The sequence below is a fragment of the Agarivorans sp. QJM3NY_29 genome, assembly GCF_050870835.2.
In the GTDB taxonomy this organism is placed as follows: Bacteria; Pseudomonadota; Gammaproteobacteria; order Enterobacterales; family Celerinatantimonadaceae; genus Agarivorans.
Map to the genome: position 1 here is coordinate 394,452 of NZ_CP194036.2, position 16,536 is coordinate 410,987.

The window sequence follows — 16,536 nt, forward strand, 5'->3', positions numbered from 1 at the left end:
ATTCAGCAGTGCATATGACTAATGCCTCACTCAGCGAATCAATATCCCTGAAAATGGGAGCTTTGTCTCTAGTTAACGGTTTACTGATTAAAATCGACGGTTTTCATGCATGAACAAGACTGACGATTTGTATTATCAATTTAATATCTCAGTATAAATCGACTTGAGCAAGCTATTTTTAACTGAAGAATAAAAGCTATATCAAAGTCTTACAATTTTTGCAGTCATTTGTTATTTATGACTCAAAATTAGTTCTCTTCTCAGCGTGAAGGTTACAATTTTATTCAAATGGATGATACATTCGGGGTAATCGTTTTCCTTTTTGTTGGCTTTATGCCGGATTGAAACGTCTATTTAGACTTATTACTTTTGTTTTTCAAAAAACTATCACGCCAAATAAATTGAAAACCGACGATCACTGATTTACTCACGCACCGCCCTTCGAACCGTTCAAGCAGCAGTGATACTGCCGTTTCTCCCATATCGTGGGGGTAGAGTCGTAAGGTGGATAAACTGGGATGTAGATGTTCTGCACTTGGGATGTCATTAATACTAATTACTTGAATATCTTCAGGAATCCTTATTCCATGTTGATGAATCGCCTTAATCGCGCCCATTGCGACAATATCGGTTGCAGCAAATAGTATATCGGGCGCTGTACAACTTCTTAACATTTTGTTCACGCCATCAAAACCAGAGTCGATACAAAAGCGTTCACTGACGATGCAGCGTGCGGCATCGTAGAGCCCTTGTTGTTGGGTTAAAGCTCTAAAAACTTGGAGTCGCTCATCTTGATTACCAATAAAGGCTGGCCGTTGCGTGCCATTTTTCAGCATGGTGTTGACCACGAATTCAGCAGCTTTGGTTCGATCACATAAGACCGTATCGACATTTAATGCGTTGGGGGAATAATCAACGCAGACCAACTGGGCATTAAGCGACAATATATAGTCGATCTCTGCATCGGTAAAGTTACCGACACAAATCACGCCATTTGACTGGCTCAGTTCCCGTTCATGCTTCGATAAGTCTTTTTTAAATACTCGTTTAAGCGTGATGTCATGCATTTGGCATTTGTGTTCTAGACCAAGGCGAATATAGGTGAAATAGGGGTCATCTAACTCTTGCTCGGCGGAATGATGATAAACCACGCACAGTTGAATTGGGCTTTGGTGGCCGCGTTGGTAATTGGCCCGAGCAATAATACGTTGCTGCTCGGGTTGGTTTTGTCTACGCTGCCTAGGTGAAAGGTAAGCTAGGTTGGCGGCTACCTCTAATATTTTTTCACGTTTGTCATGACTAATCGATAAGGTTGGATCTTGATTAATGACGCGCGACACCGTTGACGGTGAAACTCCGGTCATTTTCGAGATATCGCTGAGTTTTGCCATATTTTAATCTCTTAGAATACTTCAGATATCTAGCGGATTGCTCTAGAGGTAGCAGTATACGATTAAACTAGTGGTGGGTTCCAAGTTGATTCCCCCTCGCCAAATAAATTATCTTATTTCGAGTGATAGAACAGCATGTTTGTTGGTTATTTGTTGGCATTTTGTTGTGTTTCTCAGTTGGAGGTAAAATTTAGTAAATTTTTACCTGTGAATTGCCGTTCTTGTTTTATATTTCGCATAAAAACTACAAAAGATGTGATGCCACGCGCTTTTAGGCCGAAATGAAATTTGCTAGATGTTGTAAGCACTCATCGTAAGCTTAATAATGTAAACGTTACCACCATTGTCATTCAGTATGGAGATTGGAGAGATGAATCGTTTGCAACTATTAAGTATTGCAGCTTTAGCTAGCTGTAGTGTTCAAGCCACTGAAATTACGGCATGGGCTTGGGATCCTAATTTTAACGTTGCAGCATTGAAGGAAGCGGCAAGCGTTTATCAAAAAGATCATCCTGATTTTACCTTAAATGTGATTGCTTCAGGTAAAGAAGATGTGGAGCAAAAATTACACACCATGCTAGCCTCGGGCGTGACGTCTGCCCTACCTGATATTGTATTGATCGAAGATTACAACGCTCAAAAATATTTGAATGCCTACCCCGGTTCGTTTCAAGCTATGCAGTCGGTGGTTGACTATCGTCAATTTGCACCTTACAAAGTCGAAGTGATGACTGTTGGTCAAGACGTGTATGGCTTGCCTTTTGATTCAGGGGTAGCGGGGTTGTTTTATCGCCGTGACTTGTTGAAGCAGGCGGGAATCAGTGCCGATGATTTGCAAAGTATCAGTTGGGATGAGTACATCGATATCGGTAAGAAAGTGAAGCAAACCACAGGCAAATATATGATGGGGTTTGATATTCAAGACACCGTGTTTATCCATATTTTGATGCAGTCGGGTGGCGAGTGGTTCTTTAATCATGATGGTAGTTTGAACATTTTGCATAACAAGGCTTTAAAAGAAGCATTGAAAACAGTGAAAGCGATCCATGATGCAAAAATTGTTCGTCCGGTATCGGGCTGGTCTGATTTTGTGGGTAGCTTCAACAGCGGCAAGGTTGCTTCGGTGACTTCTGGCGTGTGGATGATTGGCTCAGTGAAAAGTGAAGCCAGCCAATCTGGTCAATGGGGTGTCGCACCGATCCCTAAATTGAATCTGGCCAATTCCGTTCATGCTTCTAACCAAGGTGGTTCTAGCTGGTACGTATTGAGTGCGGGTAAACAGCCTCAATTGGCCATCGACTTTTTGGATAAAACCTTTGGTGGCGATGTTGATATGTACCAGAAATTGTTAGTTGAGCGGGGGGCTTTAAGTACTTATTTGCCAGCTAAAACGGGTAAAGCCTACCAAGTCGATGATGCCTTCTTTGGCGGACAAAAAGTCTATGGCGACTTTTCCAAGTGGGTCGCTCAGATCCCGAAAGTACCTTACGGTATGTATACCCAAGAAGTGGACAATGCTTTGTCGGCTCTGATCCCATCATTACTTTCTGGTACGCCAGTAGATGAGATATTGGAAAGCTTAAATAATAATCTTAAGTACCAAATTCAATAAGTAAGGCGGTTAAAAGGTCACTTTCGTGGCCTTCGCATTCAACTTTTAAGTCGCTTTTTTCTGGAAGGTGTTTCGATGTCTAGAACACAAGCCAAGCTCCATCGTATGTACGATATTAATGGCTGGCTATTTGTAAGTATTGCCGTGGGTTTAGTGGCATTGATGACTTTGTACCCCATCGTAAGCTCGTTATGGTTATCTCTCCATTCGGGTAAGGGGGTGGTGACTAAGTTTGTCGGGTTCGGTAATGTTATTCGATTATTTTATGACCCCGTATTTAAGCAAGCTTTATGTAACACCTTAATCTTCTTAGTGGTGCAGGTGCCGATCATGATCCTGTTATCGCTAGCTTTATCATCTTGTTTAAACGCTCCTCAATTGAAATTTCGTAGTTGGTTTCGACTCGCGATATTTTTACCCTGTGTGACATCATTAGTAGCCTATTCGATTTTGTTTAAGAGCATGTTTGGTTTTGATGGTGTACTGAATGTCGCTCTGTTATGGACTGGGATTATTGCCGACCCAATCCCGTGGTTATCGGATCCGTTTTGGGCAAAAGTGACCATTATTATCGCGATTACTTGGCGTTGGACGGGTTACAACATGATCTTCTATTTGGCGGCGATGCAAAATATCGATAAGTCCATTTATGAAGCGGCAAGAATTGACGGGGTTAACCCTATTAAACAGTTTTTCTTTATTACTATCCCCTTATTAAAACCTGTGATTTTGTTTACCAGTATTACCTCGACCATAGGGACTCTGCAACTCTTTGATGAGGTGGTTAACATCACCAGTGGCGGGCCTGCAAATTCGACGATGACCTTGTCGATGTACATCTATAACTTATCGTTTAAGTTTGTGCCTAACTTTGGTTATGCAGCAACCGTATCTTACGTGATTGTTACTTTTGCTGCTGTGCTTGCATTGATCCAATTTAAAGTCGCTAAGGATAAATAATTTGATTAAATTTCGATTTGGTCGTATCGCAATGTATGGCTTTTTAATTGTGATGACCTTTGTTTCTTTGTTTCCTTTCTATTGGATGCTGGTGTCTAGTACTAACAGTAGCTCACAGATCAATAGTGGTAAATTGAGCTTTGGCGATCAGCTGATGGTCAATTTCAACAACTTAACGGATCAGATTGATGTTGCTCGGGTTTTTTGGAACACCAGTAAAATCGCCATTCTTAGCACTATCTTTACTTTACTGATTTGTTCGTTGGCGGGTTATGCCTTCGAAGTTTTTAAAAGTAAGGCTCGAGATCGCGTTTATGTCGCGTTGTTGGCAACCATGATGATCCCTTTTGCCGCATTAATGATCCCCTTGTTCACTATGTTTGCTAAGGCTGGGTTATTGAATACCCATTTTGCGGTAATTTTACCAACGGTATCCGGTGCCTTTATCATCTTCTACTTTCGTCAGTGCACTAAAGTTTTCCCCCGAGAATTGATTGATGCGGCTAGGGTCGATGGTGTAAAGGAGTGGAAAATCTTTACCTTTGTGTATATGCCAATCATGAAGTCTAGTTATGCCGCAGCCTTCATTATTGTGTTTATGGCTTCGTGGAATGCCTTTTTGTGGCCGCTGATTGTGTTGCAATCGAGCGAGTTGAAAACAATTAATTTGGTGTTGTCTGGTTTTATTTCTGCTTATACCCCAGATTTCGGTTTGATCATGATAGCAACGGTTATCTCTACCTTACCGAGTTTATTTATTTTCTTTGCCATGCAGAAACAGTTTGTGGCGAGTATGACTGGGGCTGTTAAGTAGGCTGTGTACTCCAAGCATTTAGGATTAAAAGATAGGATTTATTATGGCTGATATACAGTTAAAAAAAGTCATCAAACGTTTTGGTAAGCTTGAAACTATTCATGGCATAGATTTACAGGTTGAGGATGGTGAGTTTGTGGTCTTTGTTGGACCATCGGGCTGTGGTAAGTCGACGCTGCTGCGATTGATTGCCGGCTTGGAATCGATCAGCGATGGAGATATCTATATTGGTCAGGACTTGGTCAACCAAAAGGATCCCTCTGAGCGCGGTGTGGCAATGGTGTTTCAGTCTTACGCTCTTTATCCTCATCTCAGCGTTGAGCAAAACATGGGATTTGGCCTACGGATGAATGGGCATCCTAAAGATAAGGTCAATAAATTAGTTGCTGAGGCTGCTGAAGTTTTGCAAATCAGTCATTTACTGGAACGTAAGCCGAAAGAATTATCTGGAGGGCAGCGTCAGCGAGTGGCGATTGGCCGGGCTATAGTGCGCGACCCTAAGGTATTTTTATTTGATGAGCCGCTTTCTAACCTTGATGCAGAATTGCGAGTGGATATGCGGATCGAAATATCCAAGCTACATAAAAAACTAAAAACCACCATGATCTACGTGACTCATGATCAGGTGGAAGCGATGACATTGGCCGACAAAATTGTGGTCTTAAAAGATGGCAATATCGAACAAGTTGGAACACCAATGGATTTATACCATCGTCCGGCGAATCAATTTGTTGCAGGGTTTATCGGTTCACCCAAGATGAATTTTATTCCGGCTCGTGTTGAACAAGTGAATGGTGATCATGTCACTTTAAGTACTTTGGATAAGCAGCAATTACTTATCGTAATAAATACTGCGAATGTTCATCCGGGTCAAGGTGTTAAATTAGGGATCCGTCCAGAACATTTAGAAGTCGAAGGAGAAGGGGATGTTCGTTTTCGTTTTCAGTGTGATTTAGTTGAGAGGTTGGGTAATAGTACTTATATGTTTGGTCAAGCTTGTGGTGTTGAACATTTTAAAGTGCACTTACCTCGTGACCGAGAATTATCTGAAAAGAATGATAACTTCAATTTGACATTTAATAGTAATGAATGTCATTTGTTTGATAAGGATGGTGTTCGAATATAAATAGCCCCTTTGTTAATATTTCTTAAGTCCCGTGATTTATATTTTATTGGTTTAATCCTTTTTGTCTTTGGCCCTTCAATCATAATGTAGGGTCTTTTTTTATTTTTAATCTGATGGTGTGGCTAAATTTCATAATAATCACTAACAAGATATTTAAATAGATGTTTTATTGGTTTTTTTGATTGATTTGTAAAGTGCGTGCTTCAACCCATTCATATTTTATTGCCTGTTATTGAAATAGCGTTTCTTAAAATATGAATTTTAAAGTAGATCCTAGCTTAATAATGCCGGTAAATTTTTACCATCTATTTTATATAACTTTGCTAAAGCTTGTGTTTTGAATTTTTATATTGTGAATGATGTTATATTTTATTTTCATTAAGGTAAGATTTAATCGATTTTTAATTAGGTGTGCATGGCTAATAGTGTTTAATTTTAATCATTAGATGCGAAGTTATTTAGATAGTGTACGTGTATTCAAATTTAAATGGACAGCTATAGTTATCTGAATCTTAGATGTTGGATTCAACCGAGACTGTATGCTGATGCTTGGGATGAAGTATGCAAATAGGAAAACAGTTTTATTGGCTTGTCGTAGTGCTAGCCAGCTTATTTTTGGTTGCTTGTGGGTCGAGTTCGACTGAGGAGGCCGCAAGGTGTGAGGTGGACTTTGGGGAACTCTCTATTCCGGAGCCTAGTCTGCACTCTGGGTTTATCAAAGGGGCTGATGTTTCTTATGTTCCTTCGGTGGAAGCGCATGGAGGCAAATACTTTGACAATTGTGTGCAAACCGATCCTTTAGCGATTATGCAACAACATGGATTAAACGCGATTCGAATGCGTGTTTGGGTCGATCCTTTCAATCAAGATGGAGAAGCGTACGGTGGCGGTACCAGCACTTTGGCTCAGGCCATCGACATGGGAAAAAGAGCCCATGCTTTAGGGATGCAATATCTGTTGGATATTCACTACAGCGACTTTTGGGCCGACCCTGGTCATCAGACGATGCCAAAAGCTTGGAAAAATCTCGATTATTCTCAGCTGGTTGCCAAAGTGGGTTCTTATACGACGGAAGTGATGGCTGCTCACCGTGCTGCTGGCGTGATGCCGGATATGGTGCAGGTCGGTAACGAAACCAATAGCGGTATGTTATGGCCTTATGGTTATATTTGGAAAGCTGGCTGGGATCAAACCTTATCATTATTTGATGCCGGCGCGAACGCTGTGCGGGCCGCTTATCAGCAAGACGAAACTGTGAAGATCATCTTGCATATTGCCAATCCTCAAGACCAGATCGATTGGTGGTTTAAAGAGGCTGTCGCTTATGGCATCGACTTTGACATTATGGGGGTGTCTTATTATCCCTATTGGCATGGTTCGCTCAGTAACTTAAAGTCAGTTTTAGAAGCGGGAATTTCGGAAACGGGTAAGCCAGTGATGGTGGTTGAAACGGCTTACGCATTTACTTTAGATAATGGTGATGACTTAGAGAATACCTTTACTGCAAGTAATTTGGTGGACGGTTATGAGGCTTCCATTGAAGGCCAAGCTAAGTTTTTAGCCGATCTAATGAATATGCTTGACACTTTGGACAAGCAACAAGGTTTAGGTATGTTCTATTGGGAACCTGCGGTGCTGCCAGTGAAGGGCGTAACTTGGGCGACTGCTGCCGGCATGGAATATAATAATGATGTTTGGTATGAAGGAAATAACTGGGACAACCAAAATATGTTCGACTTTGAAGGTAACGTATTGCCTTCCATAGACGTATTTAGTGGTCAATAAAATCTAGTTACGCGTGTGACATGCCTCTGAATATAAAAGGCGGCCCATGCATAGGGTCGCCTTTGTTATATCTAAAGTTTGAGAGCTACAGGCCGTAGCTGTAGCTTGCTTGTAAGCCCAGAGGTAAACCCAGTCCCCAGTAGATGAGTAAAAATGCTGTCCATACCACCAGCATCACCAGACTGTAAGGCAGCATCAGTGACATCAGCGTTCCGATGCCGGTGCCTTTCACATAACGCTGGCAGTATACGACCACCAGTGGGAAGTAAGGCATTAAGGGCGTAATGATATTGGATGAAGAGTCTCCGACTCGGTAGGCCGCCTGAGCTAAGTCGGGTGAGATGTTTAGTTGCATTAACATCGGAACCAGAATTGGCCCGATCAGCGCCCATTTCGCCGAAGAAGAACCCACAAACAAGTTCACAAAAGCGACTAAGAGGATCATTCCCACCACGGTCACACCGCTAGGCAAGGCCAGCTGTTTGAGCGTATCGGCACCCTTCAGAGCCATCAGAGCACCAATGTTAGATTGGCTGAAGGCGGCGATAAAGAGTGCGCAGAAGAAGGCCATTACAATGTAGTAAGACATGCCATTCATCGATTTACTCATGGCCTGGATCACGTCTCGAGAGTCTTTAAAACTCCCCACGATAAAACCAAAGACGGTGCCGGGAATAATGAACAGTAAGAAAATTAGCGGTACGATTGACTGCATTAATGGCGCCGAGAATTCGACCAGTGAGCCGCTGGCTGAGCGTAGTGGAGAGCTTTCAGGGGCCGAGACTGCCCATAAGCCTGCTAAGCCTGCAAACATCACCGCCGATGAAACTTTAAAGGCAAAGCGTTCTTTTGGGGTGATTTCATCGAAGCGAGGGATATCTTCCGGATCGCCATCCACTGGGGTATCTTTGAGGCGCGGCTCGATGATCTTATCGGTCAGATACCAGCCAATTAAGATGATCAGCAGGCTGGAGGCCGAGGAGAAAAACCAGTTATTGAGCGGGTTGATTTGAATCGCTGGATCCAAAACCTGCGCCGCGCTCTGAGTAAAGCTTTGTAGTAGCGGGTCGATCGCCGATGGAATAAAGTTTGCCGAGAAGCCACCACTCACGCCTGCAAATGCGGCGGCGATGCCAGCCAGCGGATGGCGTCCAGCGGCATAGAAGATCACCCCAGCCAGTGGGATCACCAGTACATAACCGGCATCGGTTGCGGTATGGCTGATGATTGCGACTAACACGATAGAAGGCGTCAGCAGCTGTTTCGGCGTGACCTTGAGCATCATTTTTAAACCAGCATTAATATAGCCAGAATGCTCGGCAACCCCTACGCCTAACATGGCAACGAGTACCACACCCAGCGGAGCAAAACTGGTGAAGGTGGTCACCATGCCAGACAAGAAGCCAGCAAGCGCTTCACCGTTTAATAAGTTATTGACAAAGATGGCTTGGCCGGTGCGTGGGTCAATTTCAGAAAATTGGACATTGGCGAGCAGTGCAGACACCACCCACACCAGTATGAGGGCGCCTAAAAATAATACTGCGGGATCCGGTAGTTTATTGCCAACGCGTTCTACAGTGTCGAGCATGCGGGCGACGCCACCCTTGGTAGTGGCTGTTGTTGAACTCATATTTACCTCTAGGTTATATTCTAAACTCTTCGGTTCAGTTGATTTTGTTGTGATTGGACCCGATTGACTGGGCATAAAGAAAACTATTGCCGATAAATTAGTTTAATTCACTGTATTCTTCTTTGATTTGAGTTAATAAAACTGTATGTGGTTTAAGTGGTGGTTTAATGTGTCTTATTTAGTTGTTTTTATAATATGCTAAGGCGGTAATACCAATGCAACATTGGATGTTTGCTCTTTCGACCACCGGTCCGATTATTTTAATGCTGTGTTTGGGGTGGTTTTTGCGCCGTCGCGAAGTGTTGAATGAGAATTTCATCAAACAAGGCAATAGTCTGGTGTTTAACATCAGCTTGCCGAGTTTGCTATTTTTGAGCACCGCTTCTAATCCCCTGAGCCACTCTTTAGATTTCTCTCTGGTGATATTGGGGGTGCTATTTACCCTGGCTAGTGTGCTGCTGCTGTTTGTTGTCAGTCGACCCTGGCTGCGCGGTGGACGCCAAGGTGTGTTTATTCAGGGGGCTTTTCGCGGCAATATGGGGATTATTGGCATTGCCATGGTGCTCAACGCTTATGGCATGGATGTCTTACCCAAAGCAGCGTTATTCCTGGCTTTCATGACGATGACCTTTAATGTGGTGTCGGTTGCACTATTGGGTGCCAAGCGAAGCCGTATCATCAGTAGCTTGCTTAAGAATCCACTGATCATTGCTATTTTGGCGGGTCTGCTATGCTCGGCGTTGGGGCTGCAACTGCCAGATGTTGTAGCAAAAACGTGTCAGTATCTTGCCAACATGACCTTACCTTTGGCTTTGATCTGCATCGGTGCCAGTCTGCAATGGCAGAGTTTTAAAAGTAATTTGTCGCCAGTGCTCTGGGCCAGTGCCTGTAAGCTGATTATTATTCCATTGTTGGCGGTGACCCTTGCACTGTATATGCAGTTTAGTGGCAGTGATATTGGCCTGCTGTTCTTAATGATGGGCACCCCTACTGCGGCGGCTAGTTATGTGATGGCCAGCAAGATGACTGAACATGGCCAAGTGGCCGGCGAAATTGTGGCCTTCACCACGATGTTTAGTGCACTTAGTGTGAGCGTAGGTTTGGTGACTCTGGCCTCTTTACAGTTGATTTAAGCGTTCTCTCGGGTGGGCGGGTTCCACCCACCCGAGACCATGGCATGCGGTTTCTCATGTTGCTGTTTTGCACAGCCAAGGTGCCGCTGCCGGGCTTCAGATCTGGCGCTGTGTTATTGCTCAGTCGCAGCAATAAATTGTTGAATGCTGCCGAGCATTTGCTGGAAATAAGGGTTGTAACTCAGCCGTTGCAATTTGGGGTTACGGCTTAAGTTCTGTTCGCTTATTTCGCCCTTCACCACATCATTGTCTTGCTTGCACTGCGCGTAGCGCTTTAGGTCTTTGAGGTAGTGGCTACAGTTTCGATAGTCGCCGTTTTCCCCATAATGGGCATTGCTCGGCGCATTAATGGTTGCGGTATGGGCAATCCCTTGAATTGCTTCGCAAGAGGCGGTGGCACAACGCGGCGTGCTGATGCTTAAGTCCTTGGCCAGAGTAGCTGGAATGCTCGCCGGATCGCCATAATAAATCAGCATGTCCTGAGCGGTGGCACTGCGTTTGGCGGGCTGATGCCATTGCTCTAGAATGGCCAGGGTCGCGCGGGTATCGATGGTTTGATCCTGCTCGCTGGCAACCACCAACAGTGGCACATTGGGTAAGCGTTTATTGCTACGAAGCTGCTTGTTTAGATGGTTCATCAAGTCGTTCACCTGCGCCCCGGCGTTATAGGCAAAGGATTCGTATTTGGCGAAGTCCACATCGCCTTCTTTATCCAGCCAGCGACTAAACCAACTCACATATTTTGCCAGCCAGGCAAGGCCGCTGTGTGCTTTGGATGCAGGAGACCATAACATGACCCCCTGAACCTGTGCCGCGTTTTGTGGGTTGGCCAATAAATGGCTAAGAATTAAGGCTCCACCGGTAGAGAAACCGCCGAGGTAGACCTGTGAGTAGTCTTTGAGACTGCGCTCGATGGCGTAGTCTGCCGCTTGTTGCCACTGTTGATAAGTGACCTTTAGCAAATCGGACGGAGCGGTCGCGTGACCGGGCAATAGCAGCGTTCTTACATCAAAACCCTGCTGGTAAAACTGCCAGGCTAAGTCATGAAAATGAAAGGGCGAGTCGGTTAAGCCGTGGATCAATAACACCAGCTTTTGCTTATTGGGGTGAGTCAGCTGAAATGGTGCCAATAACTGCTGTACGCTGGCTTTACCTTGCCACTGTTGTTGTTTGGCCAGCCAACGATAGGTCGTGGTGCTAAGGGGGCATTGCATGTTGGCGCGTGGATTTCTCTCGGCGATAACCTGACGTGCATAATCCAGGTATTGTGGATAGCTTTGTTGCAGCTGGTAGCTAAAGTGAGCGCTGCCACCTTCTCGTGCCTGACGATAGGGTGCCTGCTCAATGTATTGCTCAATCAGCGCTTGCCGTTGATTAATATTAACGCAGTTTTCTGGCTCACTTTGAGCCAGACTAAGGCCTGAGAGCAACAGTGCGCTACTCAAAAAAAGTTTGCCGAGCCAAATTTGAACATACTTCATGCTGATCCTTCGCGAATGGGAGCGCTGATAGATAGTTAATAGCGCTCTATTGTAATGATAAAAAATTCAGTAGCCTAGTCGCAGTTGATTTTTTTGTAATCGGTGAGTTTGCAACTAAAGTCATTGAATCGCTAAGAGTTATGAAGCGCCTATCCCCTTAGCTTTTGTCGTCGCCACTTATTGGTGGTGGCAGGACAGGGAGTCGATGACTTGTTGGCTGCTTGCCGTTGGCAGTCCGGCGACCCGGTCTCTAAGCAGCGTCATTGTGGAAACAATTTTACTTTGATCCGGCGTACATTGCGCAACCAGCGCGACGATTTTTCGTTCAAGCCGCTGCTGTTCTAATGAATTCAGCTGATATCTTGATTCATTGTGGTTAGCCGGATCAAGCGAAAACCAGAGATTAAGAAAGCTGGCCAGTGCTGCATTATTACTATCAAGGGTATTGTCAGCAGAGCTTAATATTTCTAATTCACTGATAATTTGCTCTGATGTTCGAAGCTCAGATACGCCCTGAACTAAATTGCTCAGTAATGTCTCTGGTAAATCAGTACGGTAAAGTTCGGCCGAAGTGCTCGCCAGATTGCTGACTAAATCCTTATAAACCATTTGCTGAGTATCATTCTTGAGAGAGGAGCTTGCTTTATTAACTTCTATAACAATATAGGTGTTATCAGTATAAAAACATTCAGCAGGCGATTCTTTGCTTGGGTCATTACAATCGATGCTGATGATTTTATTGTCGGCGTCTTTTTTTTCTATGGTTTTATAGACGATTCGGCCATTTTTGGGGTTGATGCTTAGCTCTGCCCAATTTGTAATATTGTGCCGATCATCTTCTCTTATGAAGGCATAATTTCCGGTTAACAAGATACTGGTTTCTAAGTTTGGATCTCCGCCGACTGGTTTCAGCTCGTAAGTGTAATGAAAAACGCGATCTTCTTGTTGGTCGGTCACCAAACTTCCAGCTAACTGAGATAGTGCTCCAGATAAGGGGGATGCTGGTGGATAGAAAGTCGAACCTAACTCACTTAAGTTTTTAATGAGTTGCTTTAATTGTTCGCCAGGCTTATCAAATTCGACGATGTAAAGATCAATGACAAAATTATTACCGTTATATTTCAGTGGCCCGTAGATGGTGCTTAAGTTTGAAAAATTAAGCGTTTGCCCCTCTCTTACATCATCGGAAAAGAAAACGACTCGCGCATTCTCCAATCCCTTGGAGCCAAAGTTTAAGCTTTCAGTGCCTTGTTCAAAGGCATTCACTACGATCGCTATCTCGCCATTCGTAGGTTCTCCACGGAGCACACTGAGTGGCGAACGCCATTCGGTAAACTCTTGAATATACATTTGTTTGATTGAAACAACTAAGCCATCCCCGATGGCGAGCTGCGAGTTCTTGACATCTTTGGGTTTGATGTATTTTCCGGCAGTATTGTCGGTGGGGTTATAATACCGGTAGTCGGTGGCACCTTCATTAGAGATTGCACAACCAGACATTAGTGCCGCAAGCAAACATAGTTTGATTAGCTTCAGAATACTCATTATTTTCCGTCCTTGTGTATGACTTATTGAGCTCAGCTCAAAACCGTTGGCTAGATGTGTTTCACATCGCTTTGTCAGCTTCGATTGACAAACTTGGCGGCCAAGTTTGTGGTGAAGCTCGACAGCTCTTAAGCGAACATGCCTTCCTTCCATCCATGGAATTGCTTGCGGATAGCACTCATGGGCTTGACCGCTCAATTGATGAGCCTAGCCAGCATATATAAATAAACCTATCAAATAAAATGAAGACTTGGCTAGCCATTGTTATATGCTTTGTGAAGCGACGCTTGCTTGTGTTGCCTGGTTCCCCCTTTGGTTAATATGCCAGCTAAAACTGTTGCTGAGAAAGGGCATTTTGGCAGGCATCGCGCGAGCGTCGGTGAGGCCGATTCGACCGGATCTTTGGTTCGGGACCAAATAGCAGCCATGAGGGCACTCGACACAAGCATCGTTGTTGTGGAGCGATTATTTATGACTTCCTCTCCAGTTGATCAAATATCGAGATTTCCCAAGGGCGCATCGCCAGTAGCAGTCCGGTATGGCGTCGTTTATCTAAAGGCAGGCTGGCATCCTGTTGATTGAGCGCCGCTGCTTCCTTGGTGAGTTGATTGAGTTTACGGCGAATGATTTCTATTGAGCTTGGTGAATAGTGACCGCGCAGGTAGAAACGAAAGCTATCATCATCTTCAAACCGAGAATTCATAAATTCGTTCAGCACTTGCTGTTCCATGAAACGCTCCAACGGACCGTTACTGATCCATCTAAAGTCCTGAGCGATTAGCAGTTTATAGGCATTGTTCGGCAGCAGCTGGATCATCTTTAGCTTGTCGAGTCGGGCCATCAGGCGAATACATTGGTGTTGGTCGATCTGATAGCGGCTGATGATTTCGTCAAAGCTCCAACCATCGCGGACACACACCGCCACCAGCAATAATTTGTGGTCATCCATCAACTCTTGTTCTTGCTCTCTGGTGAGCTGACTTAGCTTATCTTTTTCTTGATCGGCCAATAGAAACAAATCGATCAGGTTGAGATCAACGATATGACACATTGCTTCCAGGCGCTCCAGAGAAAAACTATTGGTAGAAAACATGCGCTTAATATTGGCTTCGCTCATATGCAAACGCTGGGCGACATCTTTATAGGTGAACCCTTGCTGCTTAAATACTTGCTTGAGGGTATCGCGGATCTGCTGTAATTGGCTCATGGTATATAAATACTATACTAAATGGTCACTCATACTAAACATATTACGCCGAGGTTTACAGTAAATAGACTAATCCCTATTGTTAATTCGAACTTAACCAAGAGGGAAACATCATGAAATTATGGAAATCACTGCTCATCACCGGTATCGCTTTAAGTAGTTTCAATCTTGCCGCTGCCGACTCAGGACAGCACTTCACTCAATCGGCGAAACACTCCGCCCTTGCCGCTTCAAATGGTTTACAGGGCAGCGGGCAAGTGGTTGCCAGCGTAGTGGCAACCCCGATTGTAGTGGTGGGGGCTTCAACAGTGGTGGCTGGTAGCGCGGTACTGGCATCCGGTATGGCTTTAGCCGAGTCGGCGGATAGCTCGGTGCCTTTGGAGATTGGTAACGCCATCGTCGTGGGTTGTAACTAGTCTGCCGCTCTCAATAACAAGGATGCTCAAAATGAAAATATTAAAACAGTTCGTCATCGTCTCAATGTTGTTCTTTACCGGTTATTGTTTGGCCGGCAGTGCGCCGGCCGATGAAGCGAAGTTTGAACCGGCAGCTATTGCTCAATTCTCCAAGCAGGTCGAGAAATACGCTGCCGCCCATCATGCCAATGTGTTCATCATTGGTCGGGTTGGGCGGCCGCAAAAAGATTTGCCCAAGGGGATCCAGTTTACTCATACCGCTTTGGCCGTTTATTCACAGTTGAAGCTCACTTCGGGAGAAACCACCAAGGGTTATGCTATCTATAATCTCTACCAGAATCAGGGAGACTTGGGTCATAGCAGTTTAGTGACCGACTATCCGGTGGATTTTTTCTGGGGAGTGGATAGTTTAAAAGCTGGCATTGTGATCCCAAAGCCTGAAGTACAAGCGGGCTTGCTGGCCTTAATTGCCAATAATCGCTATCAAACTTTGCATAATCCCAACTACTCGGTACTGGCTAACCCTTATAATGCTCAGTTTCAAAATTGTACTGAATATACTTTGGATATGCTCAACGCGGCAATTTTTGATACCACCAACCGCCAGCAACTGAAAGCACACGCTCAAGCCGAATTTAAACCGCAGGTGCTTAAAATCAATCGCTTTAAGTTGTTGATGGGCGGTTTGTTTCTCGATGAGGTCACGACTAAAGATCATACTGGTAAGTTAAAGACCGCAACCTTTACTTCGATCGCTCGCTACTTACAGCAGAAAGATTTAATTCAGGATGCGGTGGTGCTCTACCCGCACGATGCTTATCAGCCTTTACTTTAGATATATTGATTAAATCTACAATTCGTATAATTTAGGGGACGTTATGACTCAATTCATCAACAGTGAACCGCAAATTCATCAGCCAGAGAGCAACCATGTTCCGGGCCCATTTAATTTCAGGAAGAAAAGCGACATGAAACATCATCACTTGCCAAAACCCAGCGCTGCTTTTATTGCAGCCTCTTGGGCCGCCTTATTACTTGGTGCTGCGGCTTACCTACTTGGCCTATGGAATGCCGAGATGCAGCTCAACGAAAAGGGTTATTACTTTACCCTCTTGTTATTCGGATTATTTTCTTCGGTATCTTTGCAAAAGTCGGTGCGTGATAAGTTAGAGGGTATCAAGGTCACTGCAATTTATTTCTCGCTCAGCTGGTTTTCCTTGGCTGCGGCTATCGCTCTATTGGCCATTGGCTTGTTTAATGCGTCTTTAGCGCTGAGTGAGAAAGGTTTTTATGGCATGGCCTTTTGTTTGAGTTTATTTGCTGCGGTATCGGTGCAAAAAAACACCCGCGACTTAGCTTATTTTAATCAAGAGGATGAGGGCAGCAGCTCAGAGTCGCAGCCTGATGAAGTGGCGTAGTGTGGAGAATTAAACTAG

General features: G+C 44.4%; 14 protein-coding genes. 9 read left to right on the forward strand and 5 right to left on the reverse strand.

The genetic code is table 11. From position 1 onward, the window contains the following. Positions 1 to 350: 350 nt before the first annotated feature. Positions 351 to 1,391, reverse strand: coding sequence for a LacI family DNA-binding transcriptional regulator (locus tag ACRRS0_RS01785; RefSeq protein ID WP_432454920.1), 1,041 nt, complete (start codon positions 1,389 to 1,391; stop codon positions 351 to 353). A 370-nt stretch (positions 1,392 to 1,761) separates the two neighbouring features. On the opposite strand from ACRRS0_RS01785, the gene ACRRS0_RS01790 reads away from it, so the two are divergent. The 5 genes from ACRRS0_RS01790 (at position 1,762) to ACRRS0_RS01810 (ending at position 7,688) form a co-directional block, all read left to right on the forward strand. Next, positions 1,762 to 3,003, forward strand: coding sequence for an ABC transporter substrate-binding protein (locus ACRRS0_RS01790; RefSeq protein ID WP_432454918.1), 1,242 nt, complete (start codon positions 1,762 to 1,764; stop codon positions 3,001 to 3,003). Between the two features lie 75 nt (positions 3,004 to 3,078). After that, positions 3,079 to 3,963, forward strand: a complete 885-nt coding sequence (locus ACRRS0_RS01795) for a carbohydrate ABC transporter permease (protein WP_432454917.1) — start codon at positions 3,079 to 3,081, stop codon at positions 3,961 to 3,963. A 1-nt stretch (position 3,964) separates the two neighbouring features. Then, the gene (locus tag ACRRS0_RS01800; protein WP_432454916.1) at positions 3,965 to 4,777 is read left to right on the forward strand and encodes a carbohydrate ABC transporter permease; all 813 of its coding nucleotides are present in this window, start codon (positions 3,965 to 3,967) and stop codon (positions 4,775 to 4,777) included. 43 nt (positions 4,778 to 4,820) lie between these two features. Next, positions 4,821 to 5,903: an ABC transporter ATP-binding protein gene (locus tag ACRRS0_RS01805; RefSeq protein ID WP_432454915.1), complete on the forward strand. Its 1,083-nt coding sequence runs from the start codon at positions 4,821 to 4,823 to the stop codon at positions 5,901 to 5,903. 561 nt (positions 5,904 to 6,464) lie between these two features. Continuing rightward, positions 6,465 to 7,688, forward strand: a complete 1,224-nt coding sequence (locus ACRRS0_RS01810) for a glycoside hydrolase family 53 protein (RefSeq protein WP_432454914.1) — start codon at positions 6,465 to 6,467, stop codon at positions 7,686 to 7,688. An 85-nt stretch (positions 7,689 to 7,773) separates the two neighbouring features. Here ACRRS0_RS01810 and ACRRS0_RS01815 read toward each other — a convergent pair whose 3' ends face one another. Beyond that, on the reverse strand, positions 7,774 to 9,318 hold the full coding sequence (locus ACRRS0_RS01815) for an AbgT family transporter (protein WP_432454913.1): 1,545 nt from the start codon (positions 9,316 to 9,318) through the stop codon (positions 7,774 to 7,776). A 215-nt stretch (positions 9,319 to 9,533) separates the two neighbouring features. On the opposite strand from ACRRS0_RS01815, the gene ACRRS0_RS01820 reads away from it, so the two are divergent. Then, entirely contained in the window at positions 9,534 to 10,451 is a 918-nt protein-coding gene (locus tag ACRRS0_RS01820; protein ID WP_432454912.1) for an AEC family transporter, read from the forward strand. A gap of 113 nt (positions 10,452 to 10,564) precedes the next feature. Here the strand turns inward: ACRRS0_RS01820 and ACRRS0_RS01825 are convergent, their stop codons facing one another. From ACRRS0_RS01825 to ACRRS0_RS01835, 3 genes are all read right to left on the reverse strand, one after another. Further along, positions 10,565 to 11,932, reverse strand: a complete 1,368-nt coding sequence (locus ACRRS0_RS01825) for an alpha/beta hydrolase (protein WP_432454911.1) — start codon at positions 11,930 to 11,932, stop codon at positions 10,565 to 10,567. Positions 11,933 to 12,109: 177 nt separating this feature from the next. Beyond that, positions 12,110 to 13,477 carry a hypothetical protein gene (locus ACRRS0_RS01830; RefSeq protein ID WP_432454910.1) on the reverse strand — a complete coding sequence of 456 codons (1,368 nt, stop codon included), beginning with the start codon at positions 13,475 to 13,477 and terminating at the stop codon, positions 12,110 to 12,112. 469 nt (positions 13,478 to 13,946) lie between these two features. Next, positions 13,947 to 14,684: a helix-turn-helix domain-containing protein gene (locus tag ACRRS0_RS01835; protein WP_432454909.1), complete on the reverse strand. Its 738-nt coding sequence runs from the start codon at positions 14,682 to 14,684 to the stop codon at positions 13,947 to 13,949. A 113-nt stretch (positions 14,685 to 14,797) separates the two neighbouring features. On the opposite strand from ACRRS0_RS01835, the gene ACRRS0_RS01840 reads away from it, so the two are divergent. The 3 genes from ACRRS0_RS01840 to yiaA all read left to right on the forward strand — a co-directional run bounded on the left by ACRRS0_RS01840 (position 14,798) and on the right by yiaA (position 16,518). Beyond that, positions 14,798 to 15,100 carry a hypothetical protein gene (locus ACRRS0_RS01840; protein ID WP_432454908.1) on the forward strand — a complete coding sequence of 101 codons (303 nt, stop codon included), beginning with the start codon at positions 14,798 to 14,800 and terminating at the stop codon, positions 15,098 to 15,100. A gap of 31 nt (positions 15,101 to 15,131) precedes the next feature. Further along, positions 15,132 to 15,935, forward strand: coding sequence for a DUF2145 domain-containing protein (locus tag ACRRS0_RS01845; protein WP_432454907.1), 804 nt, complete (start codon positions 15,132 to 15,134; stop codon positions 15,933 to 15,935). A 133-nt stretch (positions 15,936 to 16,068) separates the two neighbouring features. Beyond that, the gene (gene yiaA, locus ACRRS0_RS01850; RefSeq protein WP_432456113.1) at positions 16,069 to 16,518 is read left to right on the forward strand and encodes an inner membrane protein YiaA; all 450 of its coding nucleotides are present in this window, start codon (positions 16,069 to 16,071) and stop codon (positions 16,516 to 16,518) included. Positions 16,519 to 16,536 lie beyond the last annotated feature (18 nt).

Coding starts and splice junctions, on each gene's coding strand:
- ACRRS0_RS01845 (WP_432454907.1), top strand. CDS start 15,132: ATGAAAATATTAAAACAGTTCGTCATCGTCTCAATGTTGTTCTTTACC.
- ACRRS0_RS01815 (WP_432454913.1), bottom strand. CDS start 9,318: ATGAGTTCAACAACAGCCACTACCAAGGGTGGCGTCGCCCGCATGCTC.
- ACRRS0_RS01830 (WP_432454910.1), bottom strand. CDS start 13,477: ATGAGTATTCTGAAGCTAATCAAACTATGTTTGCTTGCGGCACTAATG.
- ACRRS0_RS01825 (WP_432454911.1), bottom strand. CDS start 11,932: ATGAAGTATGTTCAAATTTGGCTCGGCAAACTTTTTTTGAGTAGCGCA.
- ACRRS0_RS01805 (WP_432454915.1), top strand. CDS start 4,821: ATGGCTGATATACAGTTAAAAAAAGTCATCAAACGTTTTGGTAAGCTT.
- yiaA (WP_432456113.1), top strand. CDS start 16,069: ATGAAACATCATCACTTGCCAAAACCCAGCGCTGCTTTTATTGCAGCC.
- ACRRS0_RS01785 (WP_432454920.1), bottom strand. CDS start 1,391: ATGGCAAAACTCAGCGATATCTCGAAAATGACCGGAGTTTCACCGTCA.
- ACRRS0_RS01840 (WP_432454908.1), top strand. CDS start 14,798: ATGAAATTATGGAAATCACTGCTCATCACCGGTATCGCTTTAAGTAGT.
- ACRRS0_RS01795 (WP_432454917.1), top strand. CDS start 3,079: ATGTCTAGAACACAAGCCAAGCTCCATCGTATGTACGATATTAATGGC.
- ACRRS0_RS01790 (WP_432454918.1), top strand. CDS start 1,762: ATGAATCGTTTGCAACTATTAAGTATTGCAGCTTTAGCTAGCTGTAGT.
- ACRRS0_RS01810 (WP_432454914.1), top strand. CDS start 6,465: ATGCAAATAGGAAAACAGTTTTATTGGCTTGTCGTAGTGCTAGCCAGC.
- ACRRS0_RS01820 (WP_432454912.1), top strand. CDS start 9,534: ATGCAACATTGGATGTTTGCTCTTTCGACCACCGGTCCGATTATTTTA.
- ACRRS0_RS01835 (WP_432454909.1), bottom strand. CDS start 14,684: ATGAGCCAATTACAGCAGATCCGCGATACCCTCAAGCAAGTATTTAAG.